General features: G+C 69.0%; 10 protein-coding genes and 1 tRNA gene. 3 read left to right on the forward strand and 8 right to left on the reverse strand.

Features of this window, described 5'->3' with window-relative positions:
* Positions 1 to 100: 100 nt before the first annotated feature.
* A complete protein-coding gene (locus LRS03_RS10460) occupies positions 101 to 1,825 on the reverse strand; it encodes a tetratricopeptide repeat-containing diguanylate cyclase (protein WP_257825369.1) in 1,725 nt (574 codons plus the stop codon).
* Between the two features lie 46 nt (positions 1,826 to 1,871).
* The gene (locus LRS03_RS10465) at positions 1,872 to 3,173 is read right to left on the reverse strand and encodes a hemolysin family protein (protein ID WP_257825370.1); all 1,302 of its coding nucleotides are present in this window, start codon (positions 3,171 to 3,173) and stop codon (positions 1,872 to 1,874) included.
* Positions 3,174 to 3,257: 84 nt separating this feature from the next.
* Between LRS03_RS10465 and LRS03_RS10470 the strand changes: the two genes are divergently transcribed.
* Both LRS03_RS10470 and LRS03_RS10475 read left to right on the forward strand, forming a co-directional pair.
* Complete coding sequence (locus LRS03_RS10470; protein WP_257825371.1) at positions 3,258 to 4,079, forward strand: symmetrical bis(5'-nucleosyl)-tetraphosphatase; 822 nt, start codon at positions 3,258 to 3,260, stop codon at positions 4,077 to 4,079.
* A 21-nt stretch (positions 4,080 to 4,100) separates the two neighbouring features.
* Positions 4,101 to 4,190 (forward strand) — tRNA-Ser (locus LRS03_RS10475).
* Between the two features lie 6 nt (positions 4,191 to 4,196).
* On the opposite strand, the gene LRS03_RS10480 is transcribed toward LRS03_RS10475, so the two are convergent.
* The 4 genes from LRS03_RS10480 to LRS03_RS10495 form a co-directional block, all read right to left on the reverse strand.
* Complete coding sequence (locus LRS03_RS10480) at positions 4,197 to 4,799, reverse strand: hypothetical protein (RefSeq protein WP_257825372.1); 603 nt, start codon at positions 4,797 to 4,799, stop codon at positions 4,197 to 4,199.
* Between the two features lie 76 nt (positions 4,800 to 4,875).
* Complete coding sequence (locus LRS03_RS10485; protein ID WP_257825373.1) at positions 4,876 to 6,561, reverse strand: GGDEF domain-containing protein; 1,686 nt, start codon at positions 6,559 to 6,561, stop codon at positions 4,876 to 4,878.
* Between the two features lie 19 nt (positions 6,562 to 6,580).
* Positions 6,581 to 8,854, reverse strand: coding sequence for a putative bifunctional diguanylate cyclase/phosphodiesterase (locus LRS03_RS10490; protein ID WP_257825374.1), 2,274 nt, complete (start codon positions 8,852 to 8,854; stop codon positions 6,581 to 6,583).
* Positions 8,855 to 8,859: 5 nt separating this feature from the next.
* Entirely contained in the window at positions 8,860 to 11,466 is a 2,607-nt protein-coding gene (locus LRS03_RS10495; RefSeq protein WP_257825375.1) for a PAS domain-containing hybrid sensor histidine kinase/response regulator, read from the reverse strand.
* A gap of 137 nt (positions 11,467 to 11,603) precedes the next feature.
* Between LRS03_RS10495 and LRS03_RS10500 the strand changes: the two genes are divergently transcribed.
* Positions 11,604 to 12,761 (forward strand): sensor histidine kinase, encoded by a 1,158-nt coding sequence (locus LRS03_RS10500; RefSeq protein WP_257825376.1) that lies wholly within the window; start codon positions 11,604 to 11,606, stop codon positions 12,759 to 12,761.
* Between the two features lie 83 nt (positions 12,762 to 12,844).
* Here LRS03_RS10500 and LRS03_RS10505 read toward each other — a convergent pair whose 3' ends face one another.
* Both LRS03_RS10505 and LRS03_RS10510 read right to left on the reverse strand, forming a co-directional pair.
* The gene (locus LRS03_RS10505) at positions 12,845 to 13,417 is read right to left on the reverse strand and encodes a response regulator (RefSeq protein WP_257825377.1); all 573 of its coding nucleotides are present in this window, start codon (positions 13,415 to 13,417) and stop codon (positions 12,845 to 12,847) included.
* Positions 13,418 to 13,532: 115 nt separating this feature from the next.
* The gene (locus tag LRS03_RS10510; protein ID WP_257825378.1) at positions 13,533 to 16,355 is read right to left on the reverse strand and encodes a PAS domain S-box protein; all 2,823 of its coding nucleotides are present in this window, start codon (positions 16,353 to 16,355) and stop codon (positions 13,533 to 13,535) included.
* Between the last annotated feature and the right edge of the window lie 105 nt (positions 16,356 to 16,460).

Raw genomic sequence — 16,460 nt, forward strand, 5'->3', positions numbered from 1 at the left:
AACCTGATTTTTCGTCCCAACCGGCCAGGGCTTGACCCCAAGTAACGACCCGGATGCGGCCCAATTCACGCCAGGCGCCTTCGCGTGTCGTTCAAGCCTCTCAGAGCAGCCTTTGCTGCAGCGCGCCAGGGTCGGTGGCGTCGGCAGCCACCACGACCTGGTTGCGGCCAGCCTTCTTGGCCTCGTACAGCGCCGCGTCGGCCTGCTCGATGAGCTGGGCCGGTTCGACCGGCGCCGCGCGCACGCACAGGCCGATGCTGACGGTGACGGCGAGGCCTGGCGAGACGGCGGCCCAATTGTGCTCCTGCACCGCCTGGCGCAGCCGTTCGCAGGCCTCGCGCGCCCAGGCCGGCGAGGCATGGGCGAAGACGATGAGGAACTCCTCGCCGCCCATGCGCGCGATGAGGTCGCCACCGCGCACCCGGGCACGGAAGAGATCGGCCGTGGCGGTGAGCACTGCATCGCCGACCGCGTGGCCGTGTTCGTCGTTGACCCGCTTGAAATGGTCGAGATCGAGCACCGCGGCGGCGATCGGCTCCCCGGTGCGCGCGCTGTGCTGCAGCAGGCGCGGCAGTTCGCGCTCGACCTGGCGCCGGTTGCCCAGGCCGGTGAGCGGGTCGGCCAGCACGTAGCGGCGCAGCTCGCGCGCCTGCGCCTGCAGCCGCTCGGCTTCGGCGGCCATCTGCTCGGCGCGCACACGCTGCAGTTCCGCCTCCATGCGCGAACGCTCGGCGCCGAAGCGCGCCTGGTCGAGTTCGAGTCGGTTCATCATGAGGCGCGATTGGGCGTCGTTGCGCTGTTCCAGCTGCTCGCGGGTGAGCGCGTGGTAGCGCTCGTGGTGCGCCAGCGCTTCGGCGAAATCGCCGCGGGCCTTGTGGGCAAGGTAGAGCTGGCGGTGCATGTCCTGCACCATGGAGTTGGCATACAGCTCCTGCGCGCTGGCGAGCGCCTCGGTGAGGATGGCAATCGCATCGTCGGGCCGCCCCAGGCGCACCAGCAGCTCGGCGCGATTGCCTTCGCAGGCAAGGCCGAGCGAGCGGTGGCCGTGCTCCAGCGCCAGCGCGCGGGCACGGTCGAGCAGCACGAAGGCCGCCTTGTCCTGCCCGCTCACGCCGAGGTAGCGGCCGAGGTTAGACAGGGTCAGCGCCTCGCGGTAGGCGTTGCCCGAGCCGCGCGCGAGGATCAGCGCGTCCTCGCCGTGGCGCTTCGCCCGGTCGATGGCCTCGCGTGCGCCGGCGCTGTCGGAACGCGACTCGCAGGCGTCGAAGGCATCGGACGCCACCACGCCCAGGTTGGTGAGCGCGCGGTAGGTTTCTTCCTCGCTGCCCATCTCGCGCGCCATCGCGAGCGACTCGTTGAGGAAGCGTTCCGCCTCCTCGAAGCGACCGAGGTGTGCCTTGGTCAGCCCGACCCGGTTGTAGGCCAGGCACAGCAGCCGCTTGTCGTCGCAGGCGCGTGCGGCTTCCACGCTCTCGCTGATGTGGTCGAGCGCCTCCTGGTTGAGGCCCAGATCGAGGAAGGCCATCGCCATGTCGCACAGCGCGTCGGCGCGGGCTGCGTCGTCGCCGGCCTCGCGCAGCATCGGCAGCACCGCCTGGCCGGCGGCGATGGCCTGCTCGGCCAGCCCTTCGCGGCTGTTGAACATCACCAGCAGCCGCAGCGCGCGGATCAGGCTCGGCTTGTCCTGCGCCTCGCGGGCCACGGCCTCGGCCCGCAGCGCCAGCTCGATGCCACGCGCGTGTTCGTCGCGTGCGGCCGCCGCTTCGGCCTGCCGCAGCAGCTCATCGAGCGGTGGCGTCGCAAACGACGGTTGAGGGTTCTTCATGACCGGACGGCACGGCAAGCAGCAACGGGCTTCTGGCAGGCAATCTTCAGGCCGACACGTCGCTCGCCTGCAGGGCAGTCGCCAGCACCTTGTCGACCCGCTTGCCATCGAGGTCGACCACCTCGAAGCGCCAGCCCTCCCATTCCACCGCATCCGCGGTCTGGGGCAGGCGACCCAGCAGCAACATCACCATGCCCGCCAGGGTGTTATAGCGGCCACGGTCTTCCTCGGGCAGCTCCTTCAGGTCGAGCCGGTCTTTCAGCTCGGGCACGGGGATCAGGCCGTCGAAGAGCCAGCTGCCGTCGTGGCGCTTCACCGCCCAGGCGTCGTCGGCCGCCGGCGTGGTGAATTCGCCGGTGATGGCCTCCAGCACGTCGCGAACGGTGATCACCCCCTGCACCTCGCCGTATTCGTCGACCACGAACACCAGCTGCGCGCTCGACACGCGGAACTGCTCCAGCAGCTCCATGCCGGTCAGCGTCTCGGGCACGAAAACCGGCGGCTGCAGCTTCTCCGTCAGGGTGAGCTGCTGGCCTGCCAGCAGCTGCTGCAGCAGCGTCTGCGCCGAGATCACGCCCAGCACGTCGGTCAGCCCGCCGCGGCACACCGGGTAGCGCGAATGCTCCTGGGTCTCGATCGCCGCACGCACCTCGTCGGCCGTGGCCGTGGCGTCGAGCCACACGATGTCGGTGCGCGGGATCATCATCGAGCCCACGCTGCGGTCGTCGAGGCGGAACACGTTGCGCACCATCTGGTGCTCCTGCGCCTCGATCACGCCGGCGTCCAGGCCCTCTTCGAGCTGGGCGGCGATCTCCTCTTCGGTGACGGAACGCGCCGGCCCGCCGCGGATGCCCAGAAGGCGCAGCGTGGCCTCGGTGCACCACGACAGCAGCTTCACGAACGGCCGCGCGATCAGCGACAGCCACTCCATCGGGTAGGCCACCAGCCGTGCCACCGTCTCGGGGTACATCTGGCCCAGGCGCTTGGGCACCAGCTCGCCGAAGATGATGGTGAGGAAGGTGATGATGACCACCACCAGCGCCGTGGCCGACAGCGACGAGGCGCGGGGGCTCACGCTGAAGCTCGTCGCCAGCCAGTGGGCCAGTGGCTCCGAGAAGGCCGCCTCGCCGACGATACCGTTCAGCACGCCGATCGACGTGATGCCGATCTGGACCGTCGACAGGAACTTGGTCGGGTTCTCGTGCAGGTCCATCGCGACCTGCGCCGCCTTGTCGCCGGTCTCGACCATCACCTGCAGACGCGCCCGGCGGCTGGCGGTGAGTGCCATCTCCGACATGGCAAACAACCCGTTGAGAAGGATCAGGAAGACCAGTAGCGCGATGTCCATGCACCGGGCCTCACCCGGAACGCGGCTGTTGAACAAGCGGCAAAGCGTAGCAGAGTCGTTCTGCACCCCGGTGAAAATGCCGGCATGGACTACCTGATTGGCGACCTGCAAGGCTGCTGCGATGCACTCGACCGGCTGCTGGCCAAGGTCGGCTTCAGCCCGTCACGCGACCATGCCTACGTGCTGGGCGACCTGATCAACCGCGGGCCCGCATCGCTCAAGACGCTGCGTCGCCTGCAGGCCCTGGCCGGCGCGGCCACCTGCCTGCTCGGCAACCACGACCTGCACTTCCTGGCCGTCGCCCACGGGGTGCGCCAGGCCGGCCGCGGCGACACCTTGGCCGACCTGCTCGCCGCCCCTGACCGCCCTGCGCTGGTCGACTGGCTGCGTCAGCAGCGCATGGCGGTGCACGCCAGGGGCTGGCTGATGGTGCACGCCGGCGTCGTGCCCCAATGGGACCTGGCCACCACGCTGCAGCTGGCCGGCGAGGTGGAGGCAAGGCTCGCGGGCGCCGACCTGCACGAATTCCTGCAGGTGATGTACGGCAACCGGCCGCCCCGCTGGGAGCCAAGCCTGAGCGGCCACGACCGCCTGCGCTTCGCCATCAACGTGCTGACGCGCATCCGCTTTGTCGCGGCCGACGGCACGCTGGACTTCCACACCAAGGACGGCTCGACCGAAGCCCCGCCGGGCCTCTACCCGTGGTTCGAGGCCCCGGGCCGCCGGACCGCGGGCGTGCCGATCGCCTTCGGCCACTGGTCGACCCTCGGTCTCGTGAACCGCCCCGACCTGCTGGCGCTCGACACGGGCTGTGTGTGGGGCGGCCAATTGACCGCCGTCCGCCTCGACCGTGACACACGCGAGGTGATTCAGGTGGACTGCGACCAGGCCCAGGAGCCTGGCTGACTACAATCGCCACCTCTTTAGGGAAGCGTGGCCGAGCGGTTTAAGGCACTGGTCTTGAAAACCAGCGATGGGGGAACCCATCCGTGAGTTCGAATCTCACCGCTTCCGCCAGTCTCCTCAATACAGCTTGGACTGGCCCGCCCCCTGCACCACCTTCTTCGCCAGGTTCGCCACCTGGGCGCTCGTGACCTCCGAAGCAGGCTCGCTGGCGCGGGCCGTCCACATCAGGCGGCCAGTGCCCACGTCCGTCAACGAGGCATTGGCCGCGTAGGCCGTCGCGACGCGCGTGCCGCCCATCGGGGCCGACACGCCCACCCCACCCCCTACGCCGCCGCCGAAGCCGCCCACGCCAATGCCCACCGTGAACCCGGGCCGGGCCACGGTCTGCCCCGGCGCGATCGACGTGACCAGCACCGCCTTTGCATTGGCCGCCCGCGCCGCGCTCACATAGGGCGCTGGCCCACCGGGTGCCGAGGTACTGGTGCCAACGTCAGGCGCCGCCACGGGCGACACACCGACTTTCGTCAACTCGGCACCTACGCTGTCCTGGCAGATGCGGCGCAGCACTTCGTCCTGGGCTTCGCAAACCACGAGCACGCGGGCGCCCTTCAACGGCGCGTTGGCGATGAGCTGGGGGTCGGACCACTGCGCGTCGAGCGGGTTGGTCGCGCAGCCGGCGAGCAGGGCAAGGGCCGCAAGCGGAATCAAAGTGGCACGCATATCGTTCTCCTGATCATCGGAATGACACGATCATGCCGCGCGGGGCATTGCCCCCGGGCGCAGCGAGGCCAGTCGTCTAGTTGATACAGGTGCGGTTCTTGCCCGTGCGCTTGGCCTCGTACAAGGCCTCGTCGGCACGCTCGAGTGCCACCTCGATGCGCTCGCCCGCGCGGTAGGCGGTGACGCCGGCCGAGAAGGTGACGAAGATGCGCTTGTCTTCATGCATGAAGAGCCCGCCCGAGAGCGAACGCTGAAGGCGCGTCAGGATCTGCTCGCCTTCGTTCACGGGCGTGTTGGGCAGGAGCACCACGAACTCTTCGCCGCCATAGCGCGCCACCATGTCGGTCGGGCGCAGGGTCTTGCTCACCACCTCGGCGAGCGACTTGAGTGCCACGTCCCCGGCGTTGTGGCCGAGTTCGTCGTTGAGCTTCTTGAAATTGTCGATGTCGAGCAGGCCGATCGACAAGGTGGAGCCGTCACGCGCCTGGCGCGCACGCTCGGCGTCGAAGGCCTGCAGGAGGCCGCGCCGATTGGCGATCTTGGTCAATTGGTCGGTCGACACCTCTTCCGACAGGCGGCGCAGCTCGGTCTCGAGCTCGACCACCCGCTCCGAGAGATCGGTCGCGCGCTCGTGCTCGTATTGCAGCTTGCCCTGCGCCACCTTCACCAGAGACTGCACGGTGCGGCTCTCTTCCACCATCTCGCGCACCACCCCGGCCAGGCTCTCCAGCGAATCGGCTTTCTCGATCACGTCGGCATAGCGGCCGATGTTGTCGTGGAAGCGGCCGGTCTGCGAGCCCAGCTCGCCCAGCTCGGCCAGCATGCGGGTGATGAGCTGCTTGAGCTGGTCTTGCGCTTTCGCGCGCTCGACGCGCAGCTGGCGCTGGTGTTCTCGCGTGTGGTGCAGCAGTTCGCTCACCGACTTGACGCTGCGCGAGGTGAGGCCCTGGCCCATCTCGTCACGCATGGCTTCGCTCTGGCCCTGGGCCCAGCTCTGATCTTCGGCCAGCTCGACCAGGCTGGCCGTGAAATCGCCGCACAAGGTGCCGAGCTGCTCGATCAGGTGCTGGCGGTGCGCGAGCGCGCGGGTGGCGCGTTTGCAGAGCTGCTCGAGCTCGTCGCTCTGGCCGACCGTCGGCCCACGTTCGCGAATGCGCTGCACCAGCGAAGCGAGTTCGTCCGACAGTTCGGAGCTGGGCGCGGGCGGGGCCGGCAAGGCTTGCTGCAGCGTGCCGCTGAGCGAGCGCATCAGGTCGTGCCAGACCGGCGTGCTGTCGGAGGCCGCGCCGGGCGCCGAGCCCAGGTCCGCCAGTGGCGCGGGTTGTGTCGGGTCCGCCCAGGGCTGCTCGACCTCCATCGCGGCCGCTTCGGGGTCGACGGCGCCATCGATGGTGTCGCTCTCCCAGCCGGTGAGCAGTTGGTGGAGGCGCTGCTGCAGACGGCCCACATCGCTGCGCGAACTGGAGAGCACGCGCTGCAAGCTGTCTTTCTTGCGAGCCGTCGTCCACTGCCGGCCGCCGCGCTGCACGCCGCGCACCACACGCTCAATCAGCTTCGCCAGCGCATCGGCCTGGGCGGCCGACTCCTGCTTGTCGGCCATCGAGCCTGCGGCGGCAGCGGGTGTGGTGCCGGCTTCCTGGTGATAGGCCCGCGCGTAGTTCTCGGGCGTGGGCTCTTGCTTGTCCATCACCAGGCGGCGCAGCGCGGCCTTGGCCAGCGCTGCCGGCACGGCTTCGGCACGCGGCGGATTGGTCATGTCCATGAAACGGAAGGAAAGACGATCAGACGCCGCCCTGCGGGGTGCCGAAGCGCGAGCGCGCCTCGATCGCCGCTCGCAGCGTCTCGGCCGCGGTGGCCTCGTCGGCATTGACGATCCACGGCGCCTTGCGCGGCAGCACGGTCTGCTCGAGCCACTGCTCCAGCACGTCGGGCGGCTGGGCCTTGCTGAAGAGGAAACCCTGCATCACCACGCAGCCGGCGCGGTGCAGCACTTCCATCTGGCGCATGTTTTCCACGCCCTCGGCGATCACCCGCAGGCCGAGCGAGCGGGCGAGCGCGATGATGGCGGTGACGACGGCCGAGATCTGCGGCGTCATGCCGAGGTCGCGCACGAAGGAGCGGTCGATCTTCAACTCGCTGATCGGCAGCGTGGTCAGGTAGGCCAGCGACGAATAACCGGTACCGAAGTCGTCGATGGAGATCTCGACGCCGATCTCGTTGAGCCGGTGCAGCGACGGGATCACGTTCTGCAGGTCCTTCATCAGGCCCGTCTCGGTGATCTCAAGCTCGATGGCGTGGTGCGGCACGCCGTAGCTGGTGACGGCCTGGTGGATGTGTTCGACGAGGTCGGTGCGCTCGAAGAGGCGATTCGGCAGGTTGACCGCGATGGAATCGGCGAAGCCAAAACTGTCTTGCCACAGCCGCGCCTGGCGCGCCGCCTCGCGGATCGCCCACTCGCTGAGCGGGATGATGAGACCGGTTTCTTCGGCCAGCGGGATGAAGTCACCCGGGGGCACCAGCATGCTGCCGCGCTGCCAGCGCATCAGCGCTTCCACGCCCACCATCTTGGCGCCACGCACGTCGACCTTGGGCTGGTAGTGCAGCACGAGTTCGTTGCGCTCGATGGCCTTGTGCAGCGCGCTTTCGAGTTCGAGCTTTTCTCGGCCTTTGCCGGCGAGCGCCGGCCGGTACAGCAGCGCCGCGTTGCGGCCCTGCGCCTTGACCGAGTACATGGCCACGTCGGAATTGCGCATCAGGTCGGCGACCGTCGCACCATCGCGCGGGAACATCGCAATGCCCACCGAGGCGGTGACGAAGCATTCCTGCCCGCCCACGAAGATCGGCTCGCGCATCACGTCGAGGATGCGGTCGGCCACGCGCTCGGCGTCGGCTTCGTCCGACACCTCGGGCAAGAGCGCCACGAATTCATCGCCGCCCAGGCGGCCCACGGCTTCGAGCGAACGGTGCGAGCGTGAGCCCATCGACTCGACCGAAGTTTCCATCACCTGGTCGGAGTGGCGCACGCACGAGCGCAGCCGGCGCGAGACTTCCATCAGCAGCTCGTCGCCCGCGCCGTGGCCCAGCGTGTCGTTAATGACCTTGAAGCGGTCAAGGTCAATCAGCAGCAGCGCGACCGGGTGGTTGAGGCGGCGGGCGTGTTCGAGGGCGCGTTCTGCGCGCCAGATCAGCTGGCGGCGGTTGGGCAGGCCGGTGAGCGCGTCGAAGTTCGCCAGGTGCCGGATCTTGTCTTCGGCCATGCGCCGGTCGGTCACGTCCTGCACGATGCCGGTGTAGCCCGACAGGTTGCCGTGCTCGTTGAACTCGGGCTCGGCCTCGACGTGGATGATGCGCTGCTGCCGCCCGTCGGGCAGCACCACCGGCAGGTCGGTGGCCAGCACCGAGCTGTGGCGGAAGACGTCGTGCAGCACCAGCATGAAGCCTTCGCGGTTCTCGGTCGGGATCATGCGCAGCAGACCACGCATGCTCACCTTGTCGCCCGGCCCCATGCCGAAGACGCGCAGGCCTTCGATCGAGAACACCGGGCTGCCCTGCCCCACGCGCCAGTCGAAGCTGCCCATGCGCGCCAGGTCTTGCGCGCGGGCCAGCTTGGCCTTTGATCGCTCCAGCTCCAGGCGCGTGCGCGACGAGCGCAGCAGGTAACGAAGGCGGCCCGCGAGCAGGCTCCACTGGGTGGACTTGACGAAGAAGTCGGTGGCACCCGCTTCGTAGGCACGGGTGATGGAGGCGTCGTCGTCGAGGCCGGTGAGCATGAGCACCGGCAGCGATTCGAAGCCCGGCAGGTTGCGCAGCTCGGCGCAGGTCTGGAAGCCGTCGAGCCCGGGCATCAGGGCGTCGAGCACCACCACGTCGGGCAGCCAGTCGGCCAGCAGCTGGATGGCACGCTCGCCGCTCGTGGCCTCGGTGATGGAAAAGCCGCGCTCTCGCAGGGCGATGGCGGTCAGCAGGAGGTTGACTTCGTCGTCGTCGACCAGCAGCACCTTGGGCTGGACGAGCATGTCGTCGTCAGCCAGGGCGGAGCTGGGCACGGTGGTCATGGAGGTCAGGACCCGAGCACACGCTTGAGCGCGACACGCACGATCTCGACTTCGGTCTGCAGCAGCGCGATGCGCTCGGCCATGCCGTCGGCTTGTTCGTTGCGGGCGCGCGCTTCGAGGTCCGCGCACATTCTGGACAGCTTCATCGCACCGATGCTAGCGGACGACGACTTCAGGGTGTGGGCCACGTGGCGGATACCCCCCAGTTCCAAGCTGTTGAGGGCGTCTTCGAGCTGCGGCATGAGGCGGCCGACCGAACTGTCGAAGGCGCTGACCACACGCTCCATCAGGTGGTTCTCGCCGCTCGGGTCGAGCTCGCGGAGGCGCTCCAGCGCCTGGGCATCGAGCACGCCGCCGTCGCTTGCCGCTGCGCCGGCAGGGGCCGCCGGGGCAGGCATGCCGCCGTCGCTGGTTCCAGCAGGCGCCGCGAGGCGCAGGTGTCGGGTCAACATGGCAAGCAGTTGGCTCTGGCGAAAGGGTTTGGACAGATAGTCATCGAAGCCAAGACCCAGGAAGCGCTCTTCGTCGCCGCCCAGGGCATTGGCCGTGACCGCAATGATCGGAGTATCCGCTGAGGTGAGGAAATTGAATCGCCCGGCCGTCCCGCGCCGGAACCAGTTGAGCGCCTCCACGCCGTCCATGCCCGGCATCTGGATGTCCATCAGCACCAGGTCGAACTGCTTTTCGCACATTGCGCGCAGGCCGGAGAGGGCACCGGAACTCAATTGCACCCGGCACCCGAGTGAACGCAGCATCTGCCCGATCACTTCCTGGTTCACCACATTGTCTTCCACGACAAGGATGTGGGCGTTCAACCGCGGCGTCAATCGGTCGACGTCTGAAATCGTGGCAGAAATCCCCAGAATGGCCTGCCGGAGCTCGGCCTTGCGCACGGGCTTGGGCACGAATCGGTGAAAACCCGCCTGGTGGGCAGCCCGCACATCGTCGGGGGTAGACACCGACGACAGCATGACCATCTTCATGTTCGGGTGAAGACCCGAGGCCTGCAGCGCCAGCGCCATGCCCATGCCGTCGAGCCGTGGCATCTGCATGTCGACCAGCGCCAGGTCGAAGTGCGGGTCGACACCAGCCTTGCCCTGCAGGATGTCGAGCCCCCGGCGGCCATCTTCGGCCAGCACCACCTCCATGCCCCAGGCGCTGAGCATGTTGTCGAGCACGATGCGGTTGGTCTCGTTGTCTTCGACCACGAGGATGCGCATGCGCGGCATGGTGAGCAGGTCCTGGCCGAGCGAGGCCGGGTCGGCGTGCACCTCGGGCAAGGGCAGCACGAAGGTGAAGTGCGAACCCAGCCCGGGCTGGCTGCGCACCTCGATCTGGCCGCCCATCAGCTCGACCAGCTGGCGAGAGATCGACAGGCCCAGACCCGTGCCGCCGTAGCGGCGCGCCATGCCCACGCTGCCCTGGGTGAAGGCGTTGAAGAGCTTGGGGATGGCCTCGGCCTCGATGCCGATGCCGGTGTCGTGCACGCCGAAGACGAGCCGCCCCGGCGGCTGGCCGGGTGCGACGTTGAGCGTCACCACCACCTCGCCGTGCTCGGTGAACTTGATCGCATTCGCCACCAGGTTGGTGAGGATCTGGCGCAGCCGCAGCGGGTCGCCCCTGACCACCTGCGGCAGGCCCGGCTCCTCGCGGAAGCTCAGCTCCAGGCCCTTCTCGTGGGCGCGCGGCGCCAGCAGCTCCAGCGTGTCCTCGACCACGCCGCGCAGCGAGAAGTCGATCTCGGCCAGCTCAAGCTTGCCGGCCTCGATCTTCGAGAAGTCGAGGATGTCGTTGATGATCTCCAGCAAGGACTCGCCCGAGCGGTACACCGACTGCACGAAGCGGCGCTGCTTGTCCGACAGGCTCGTGCCCAGCAGCAGCTCGGTCATGCCGAGGATGCCGTTCATCGGCGTGCGGATCTCGTGGCTCATGCTGGCCAGGAACTGGCTCTTGGCCTGGCTTGCGTGCTCGGCGGCATCGCGCGCCCGCTGCAGCTCGGCCTCGGCCTCGCGGGCCTGCGTCACGTCGCGTGCCAGCGCAATCAGGAGCGTCGGCTGGCCCTGCGCGTCGCGCAGGGCGAAGTAGCGTGCTCCCACCACCTGCCGGCCCTGCGCGCTGCCTTTCTTGGCGGTGAGCACGAAGGAGTGCTCCACCGCACCCTCACGCGCGAGCGCCTCGGCCATCGCCGGTTCGGCCAGCGTGGCCACCCGCCGGCCCAGGGCTTCTCTCAGCGTCTTGCCCACCACCTGGCTGCGGGAAACGCCGAATTCCCGCTCGGCATGGGTGTTGATGTTGAGCACGCGCCGATCGGCGTCGACGCTGAACACATAAAGGCTCGCCGGCAGGTTTTCGATCAGAGTGTGAAAGTAGTCACGCCCGAGGTCGATCTCGGGCTGCAGGGTCGTCGGTGCAAAGGTGCTGTCGCGGCTCACCTGTTCGGGGCGAGCCTCGGCCGAGCCCACCTGCATGCGCGGCAAGAGCATCGCCGCGCCGAGCGACGCCACCGAGAAAAGCGCGAACCAGCGCGCCAGCTCGGCCGCTTCGACCAGCGAAACACCAGCTGCAAACGCGGCCAGGCCCAACAACAACCAACGAGCGTTCAGCGGGGGCATGGTGAGGGCGAGCGGGACGTTGGAAAACCTGTTCGGGGATGGACGTGTTTTCGGCATCCCACGAGTCGACTTGAACCCGGTGCAGGGCCGTGTTCACACCGAGTCCGGCCGAAGGGTCAGTCCTTACAATCTTTGCGATGACGTCTGTGCTGCTCAGCGTGTTGGCCTTGCTCGCCCTGGTGGCCGCGGCCGCCGCCGTGGGCTGGTCGGTCAAGGGGCAGCAGCGGCAACGCCAGCTCGAACGCGAACTGCAGGCGGCCCGCGCCCGCGAACATGCCCTCATCCAGTCGCTCGGCCACTGGCACTGGCGCACCGACCTGCAGCACCGCGTGACGCTGCTGCGCCCGCCGTCATCGGCGCTGGCGACCGACTGGCCACCGGTGATGAAAGACCTGGAAAGCCACCCGCTGCTGTGGGACGTGTTCCAGTCCAACGATGGCAGCCTGAAGCCGCGCCTGCTGTCACATGCCGCCTTCGACGGCGTGGCGGCCACGCTCGCCGGCCACCCCGGCCTGCTGCTGCGCGGTGCCCCGGTGCTCGACGCCGATGGCCACTACGCCGGCCACGTGGGCACCGCCAGCGAAGCGGTCGCGGCTTCAGCGCCGACCGGCCCGAGCCCGCAAGACCTGCAGGACCAGGAATCCTTCAGCTACACCGTCTCGCACGACCTGCGTGCGCCCATCCGCGTGGTCGAAGGCTTCACCAAGATCCTGAAGGAAGACTACGGCCGCCTGCTCGACCGCATCGGCAACGATCACCTCGACCGCGTGCTCGGTGCCGCCGCGCGCATGAACAGCATGATCGACGCGCTGCTCGCACTGTCGCAGCTGTCGACGCGGCCGCTGACGCGCCAGCCGGTCAACCTGTCGCAGCTCATCGGCTACATCGTCGACGACCTGCGCCGCCAGTCGCCCGAGCGGCAGGTGACGGTGATCGTCGAGCCCGACCTGCAGGTGCAGGGCGATGCGACGCTCCTGCGCGTAGCGCTCGAAAACCTGCTGGGCAACGCGTGGAAGTACACCGCCAAATGCCGCGAGCCGCGCATCTGGGTCGAGCGCACCGAACACGAGGGACACCCCGCGTTTGCGATACGCGACAACGGCGCGGGCTTCGACATGCGCTTCGCCGACCGCCTGTTCGGTGTGTTCCAGCGGCTGCACAGCGCCACCGACTTTCAGGGCACGGGGGTGGGCCTTGCGTCGGTGCGGCGCATCATGCGCCGGCACGGGGGCGACATCTGGGCCGAAGGCGAAGTCGACCGCGGCGCGCGGTTCGTGTTCTGGCTGGGAAGTTAGCCCCCCAGTCGCTTCGCTCCTGCCCCCAAGGGGCGCCACCCAGCGGACCGGCAGAGCCGGATCCGCGGGCGTTGCTTGAGCACTCAGGCCTCGCTGGGCTTCGACAGCAACTCCACCGCATCGAGCAGGCGCTCGGCCTGCACGTGCAGCGGGCGCGACTCGCTGGCCGCGAGTTTCTGCAGCCGCTCCAATGCGGCCCCACGCGGCAGCGAGTAGCGGTGCATCAGCACGCCCACCGCCATCGCCACCGGCTGCGACAAGGCCTCGTCGGCCTGCGACTTGTGGCCCGCGGGCCCGTCGAGCGGCCGCTTGGTCAGCTGGTGGAACGCCGCCTCGACGGCCGGCACGATCTGGTGGATGTCGAGGGGCTTCACGAGGTAGGCCACCGCGCCGAGCGCCTTCACCTGCGCGACCGTCTGCTCGTCGGAGAAGGCCGAGAGGAACATGAACGGGATCTGGCAGTACTCGCGCAGGTAGGCCGCCACGTCGAAGCCGCTCTTGCCTTCCATGCGGATGTCGAGCAGCGCGAGATCGGGGCGGTGCTCGCGTGCGAGGAGGCTCGCATCGTCGCCGTTGTCGGCGTCGATGATCTCGTAGCCTGCTTCCGCGAGGCCGTGGGTCAGCGTCGCCAGCACGAGCCGGTCGTCGTCGACCACGAGAATCTTTCCTTTTATTGCTGTCACGCCAAGCCCCAAGCGACTGGCGCCGATTGTGGCTGAAAGGCCTGCGCCGCGGGGTGCGCGGTGTAAGCAGCCGAACGTAAGCGAGTGCTCAGACCGCCGCGAGGCGCGACACGCCCGGCGGCACGAGCGTGATGGTGGCCACCACGTCGTCGCCTTGCTGGTCGACGTCGAGGCTCGCGCTACGCCGCGGCAGAAGCGCCCGCACGAGGCCGAGGCCCGACACACCGCCCGGGTAGCGCGCGAGGTTGAAGCCGGCCGGAAGCTGCCCGCGGTTGGCAATGCCGATGCGCACGTCGCCTTCGCTGCAGTGCAGGCTGCAATGCACCGCCGACGGGTCGGCCACCGCGTTGCTGTGCTTCACCGCGTTGGTCAGCAGCTCGTTGATCGTGAGCGCGATCGGGATGCTTTCCGCCTCGGGCAACGCCCAGAGGTGCGCCGGGCCTTCCACCGTGAGGCGGATCGAGCGCCCGAAGGTGCGCTGCACCGAGCCGGTGATGGCCTCCAGCACGCTCTTCACGCGCAGCGGCCCGGTCACACCGACCTGCAGGCCGTAGACCTGCGCGATCGCCTGCACCTGCCCCACCACCTCGGCGATGAAAGGCGCCACCTCGGGCTTGCGCGCGCCGATCTGCTGCAGGAGGCCGGCCACGCCCTGCAGGTTGTTCTTGATGCGGTGGTGCACCTCCTTCACCAGCATCTCGCGCTGCGCGATGGCGGCTTCGAAGCGCGCTTCCTGCGCGGCGCGCTGCTCGGTCACGTCAGTCGCCACCAGCAGCAGCTGGTCAGGGGGTGCATTGGCGGCCGACATCGGCAGGTAGCGTGCGTCCCACAGCCGTGCCTCGCCGTCGGTCTCGATGCGGTACTCACGTTGCGTCACCGCCCCTGCGGTGAGCGCGTGCGTCATGTCGGCACGGTAGCGCTCCGCCACGGCCGGCTCGAACAACTCTTCCGGCGTGCGGCCGACGAGCTGGTCCGGCGCGAGGCCGATGCTCATGGCAGCGGTCTGGTTCACCTGCACGATGCGCAGCGTCTGCGCATCGAAGAGCGAGATGGCAAGCGGCGCCGCCTCGATCACCCGCTGCAGCGAGGCCTGCACCTCCGCCGTGCGCGCCTCGGCCTGGCGGCGGCGCTCGATGTCGAGCAGTGCATACGTGAGCTGTCGGCCGGTGGATTCGCGCCCGGTCACGACCGCGTTGCCGACGACCCAGAACTCGCGCCCGTCGCGCGCCTTGACCTTGCACTCGAAGGTCTCGGCCTGCCCCTCGACGAGATCGTCGAGGTAGCGGGTCTGGCGGAACGGATGATCCTCGCCGGGCGTCGCCACGGTGCTCATCGCCTGGCCGATGAAGTCGGCCAGGTCGCCCCCGAACATGCGCCGCGCCGAGCGGTTCATCCACTCGATGCCGCCCGGCCCGACGGTGACGATGCCCACCAGCACCGAGTCGAGAATGGCGCGTGTGCGTTCGGCCTGCAGCGCCACCGCCTGCTGCGCGCGGTGCCGGTCATCGACATTCACATAGGACGCGATCAGCCCGTCGTCGAGATCGTTCACGTTGACCGGCCGCGTGCTCACCTGCACCCAGATCAGGCTGCCGTCGCGCCGGCGCAGCTGGCGCTCGGCCAGCCAGTTGCCGTGCAGCCGCATCGACTCGCGCGTGACGGCGCGCAGGCGCAGGTACTCGGCCTCATTCGCGTACAACACGGAGGTCGCAAGCCCATTCATCACACCCGGCTCGTAGCCGGTGAGTTCGCTCATGGCCTGGTTGGCCCGCTGCACACGGTCGTTGCGGATGAACGCAATGCCCACTTCCGACAGGCTGAACATCAGCTCGCGGTCGCGCGCCAGCGCCTCCAGCTCCATCTGCTGCGCCTTGAGCCGCGTGATGTCCGACAGCACGGCAATCGCCTCCGACGCATCGCCCGCCGGGCCGGCGCGGCGCACCGTCAGCGCACACCACTGCGTGGCCTGCCCCGGCAGCTGGAACGACAGCTCGGCCTCGTACACCGTGTCGGCCGCCAGCGCCGCTTCGATCTCGCGCACGAGCTGGGGGGCGTCGGGCTGGCTCGCAAAGAGCTCCGTCAGCCCGCAGCCCACCACCTGCCCCGCATGCACGCCGAGCAAGGCCTCGAAGCGGCTGTTGCAACGCACCAGCACGCCGCTGCGCAGATAGGCCATGCCGGCGGTGGTGTTCTCGAGGATGGTGGTCATCTCGCGCAGCAGCGTGTCGCTGCGTTGCTGCGACTGGTGCTGTTCGGTCACGTCGAGCGTCACCACCGACGTGGTGCGTTTGCCCGAGGCCAGCGTGGCCGGCTCCACCCGCGTCTGCAGCCAGCGCTGGCCCAGCTCGGGGTGGCGGATCGCATAGCGCACCTCGGTGCGCTGGCCGTGGCGCAGCGCCTGCTGCAGCCGCTCGTACTCGGGCAGCGAATCGGGCAGCACCACCTCGCGGCGGATCGACTGCAGCGCCGCCGCCGCACCCGCGTCGCCCCCGCCCGAAGGCGGCAAGGCGCTGCCGTGCTGCACCCAGCCGCCGGACTCCTGGAAGGTCGCGAGGCCCACGCCGGCGGTGTCCATCAGAGCGCCGATCTGCATCTGCGCGAGGTCGCGTTCCTCTTCGGCGCTGCGGTCCTCGACCACCGCCATGTAGCGCAGCTGGCCGCTCGCCGTGCGATAGCAGCGCAGGGCCGAACGCAGCCGGCGCGCGCTGCCGTCGGGCTGCGTCACCCAGGCCTCCGACTCGAACGGCGGGGCCCCGGGCTGAAGCGAAGCGACGGGCCGCCCGTCCTCCCAGCACAGCAGCGCCTGCACGCCGGGCTCGGCTTCCGACATCAGCACCGGCACCTGCCCCGCCAGCGCCTCGAACGCCGGGTTGGTGCGCACCAGCAGGCCTTGTTCGTCGAACAGGACCATGCCCACCGGGCTCAGGTCGAACCAGTCGTCGAGTCTCGCGGCTCGTGCGGTCGGCCCGCTCCCGCGCCACGTGTTCGGCGGTGCTGTCCTGCAGGATGGAGAGAT

Source organism: Rhizobacter sp. J219, from assembly GCF_024700055.1.
In the GTDB taxonomy this organism is placed as follows: domain Bacteria; phylum Pseudomonadota; class Gammaproteobacteria; order Burkholderiales; family Burkholderiaceae_C; genus Rhizobacter.

What these genes read in the sequence shown, in the direction of transcription:
- LRS03_RS10490 (WP_257825374.1), bottom strand. Translation starts at nt 8,854, where the DNA reads ATGACCACCGTGCCCAGCTCCGCCCTGGCTGACGACGACATGCTCGTC.
- LRS03_RS10500 (WP_257825376.1), top strand. Translation starts at nt 11,604, where the DNA reads ATGACGTCTGTGCTGCTCAGCGTGTTGGCCTTGCTCGCCCTGGTGGCC.
- LRS03_RS10465 (WP_257825370.1), bottom strand. Translation starts at nt 3,173, where the DNA reads ATGGACATCGCGCTACTGGTCTTCCTGATCCTTCTCAACGGGTTGTTT.
- LRS03_RS10495 (WP_257825375.1), bottom strand. Translation starts at nt 11,466, where the DNA reads ATGCCCCCGCTGAACGCTCGTTGGTTGTTGTTGGGCCTGGCCGCGTTT.
- LRS03_RS10485 (WP_257825373.1), bottom strand. Translation starts at nt 6,561, where the DNA reads ATGGACATGACCAATCCGCCGCGTGCCGAAGCCGTGCCGGCAGCGCTG.
- LRS03_RS10480 (WP_257825372.1), bottom strand. Translation starts at nt 4,799, where the DNA reads ATGCGTGCCACTTTGATTCCGCTTGCGGCCCTTGCCCTGCTCGCCGGC.
- LRS03_RS10510 (WP_257825378.1), bottom strand. Translation starts at nt 16,355, where the DNA reads ATGGTCCTGTTCGACGAACAAGGCCTGCTGGTGCGCACCAACCCGGCG.
- LRS03_RS10460 (WP_257825369.1), bottom strand. Translation starts at nt 1,825, where the DNA reads ATGAAGAACCCTCAACCGTCGTTTGCGACGCCACCGCTCGATGAGCTG.
- LRS03_RS10470 (WP_257825371.1), top strand. Translation starts at nt 3,258, where the DNA reads ATGGACTACCTGATTGGCGACCTGCAAGGCTGCTGCGATGCACTCGAC.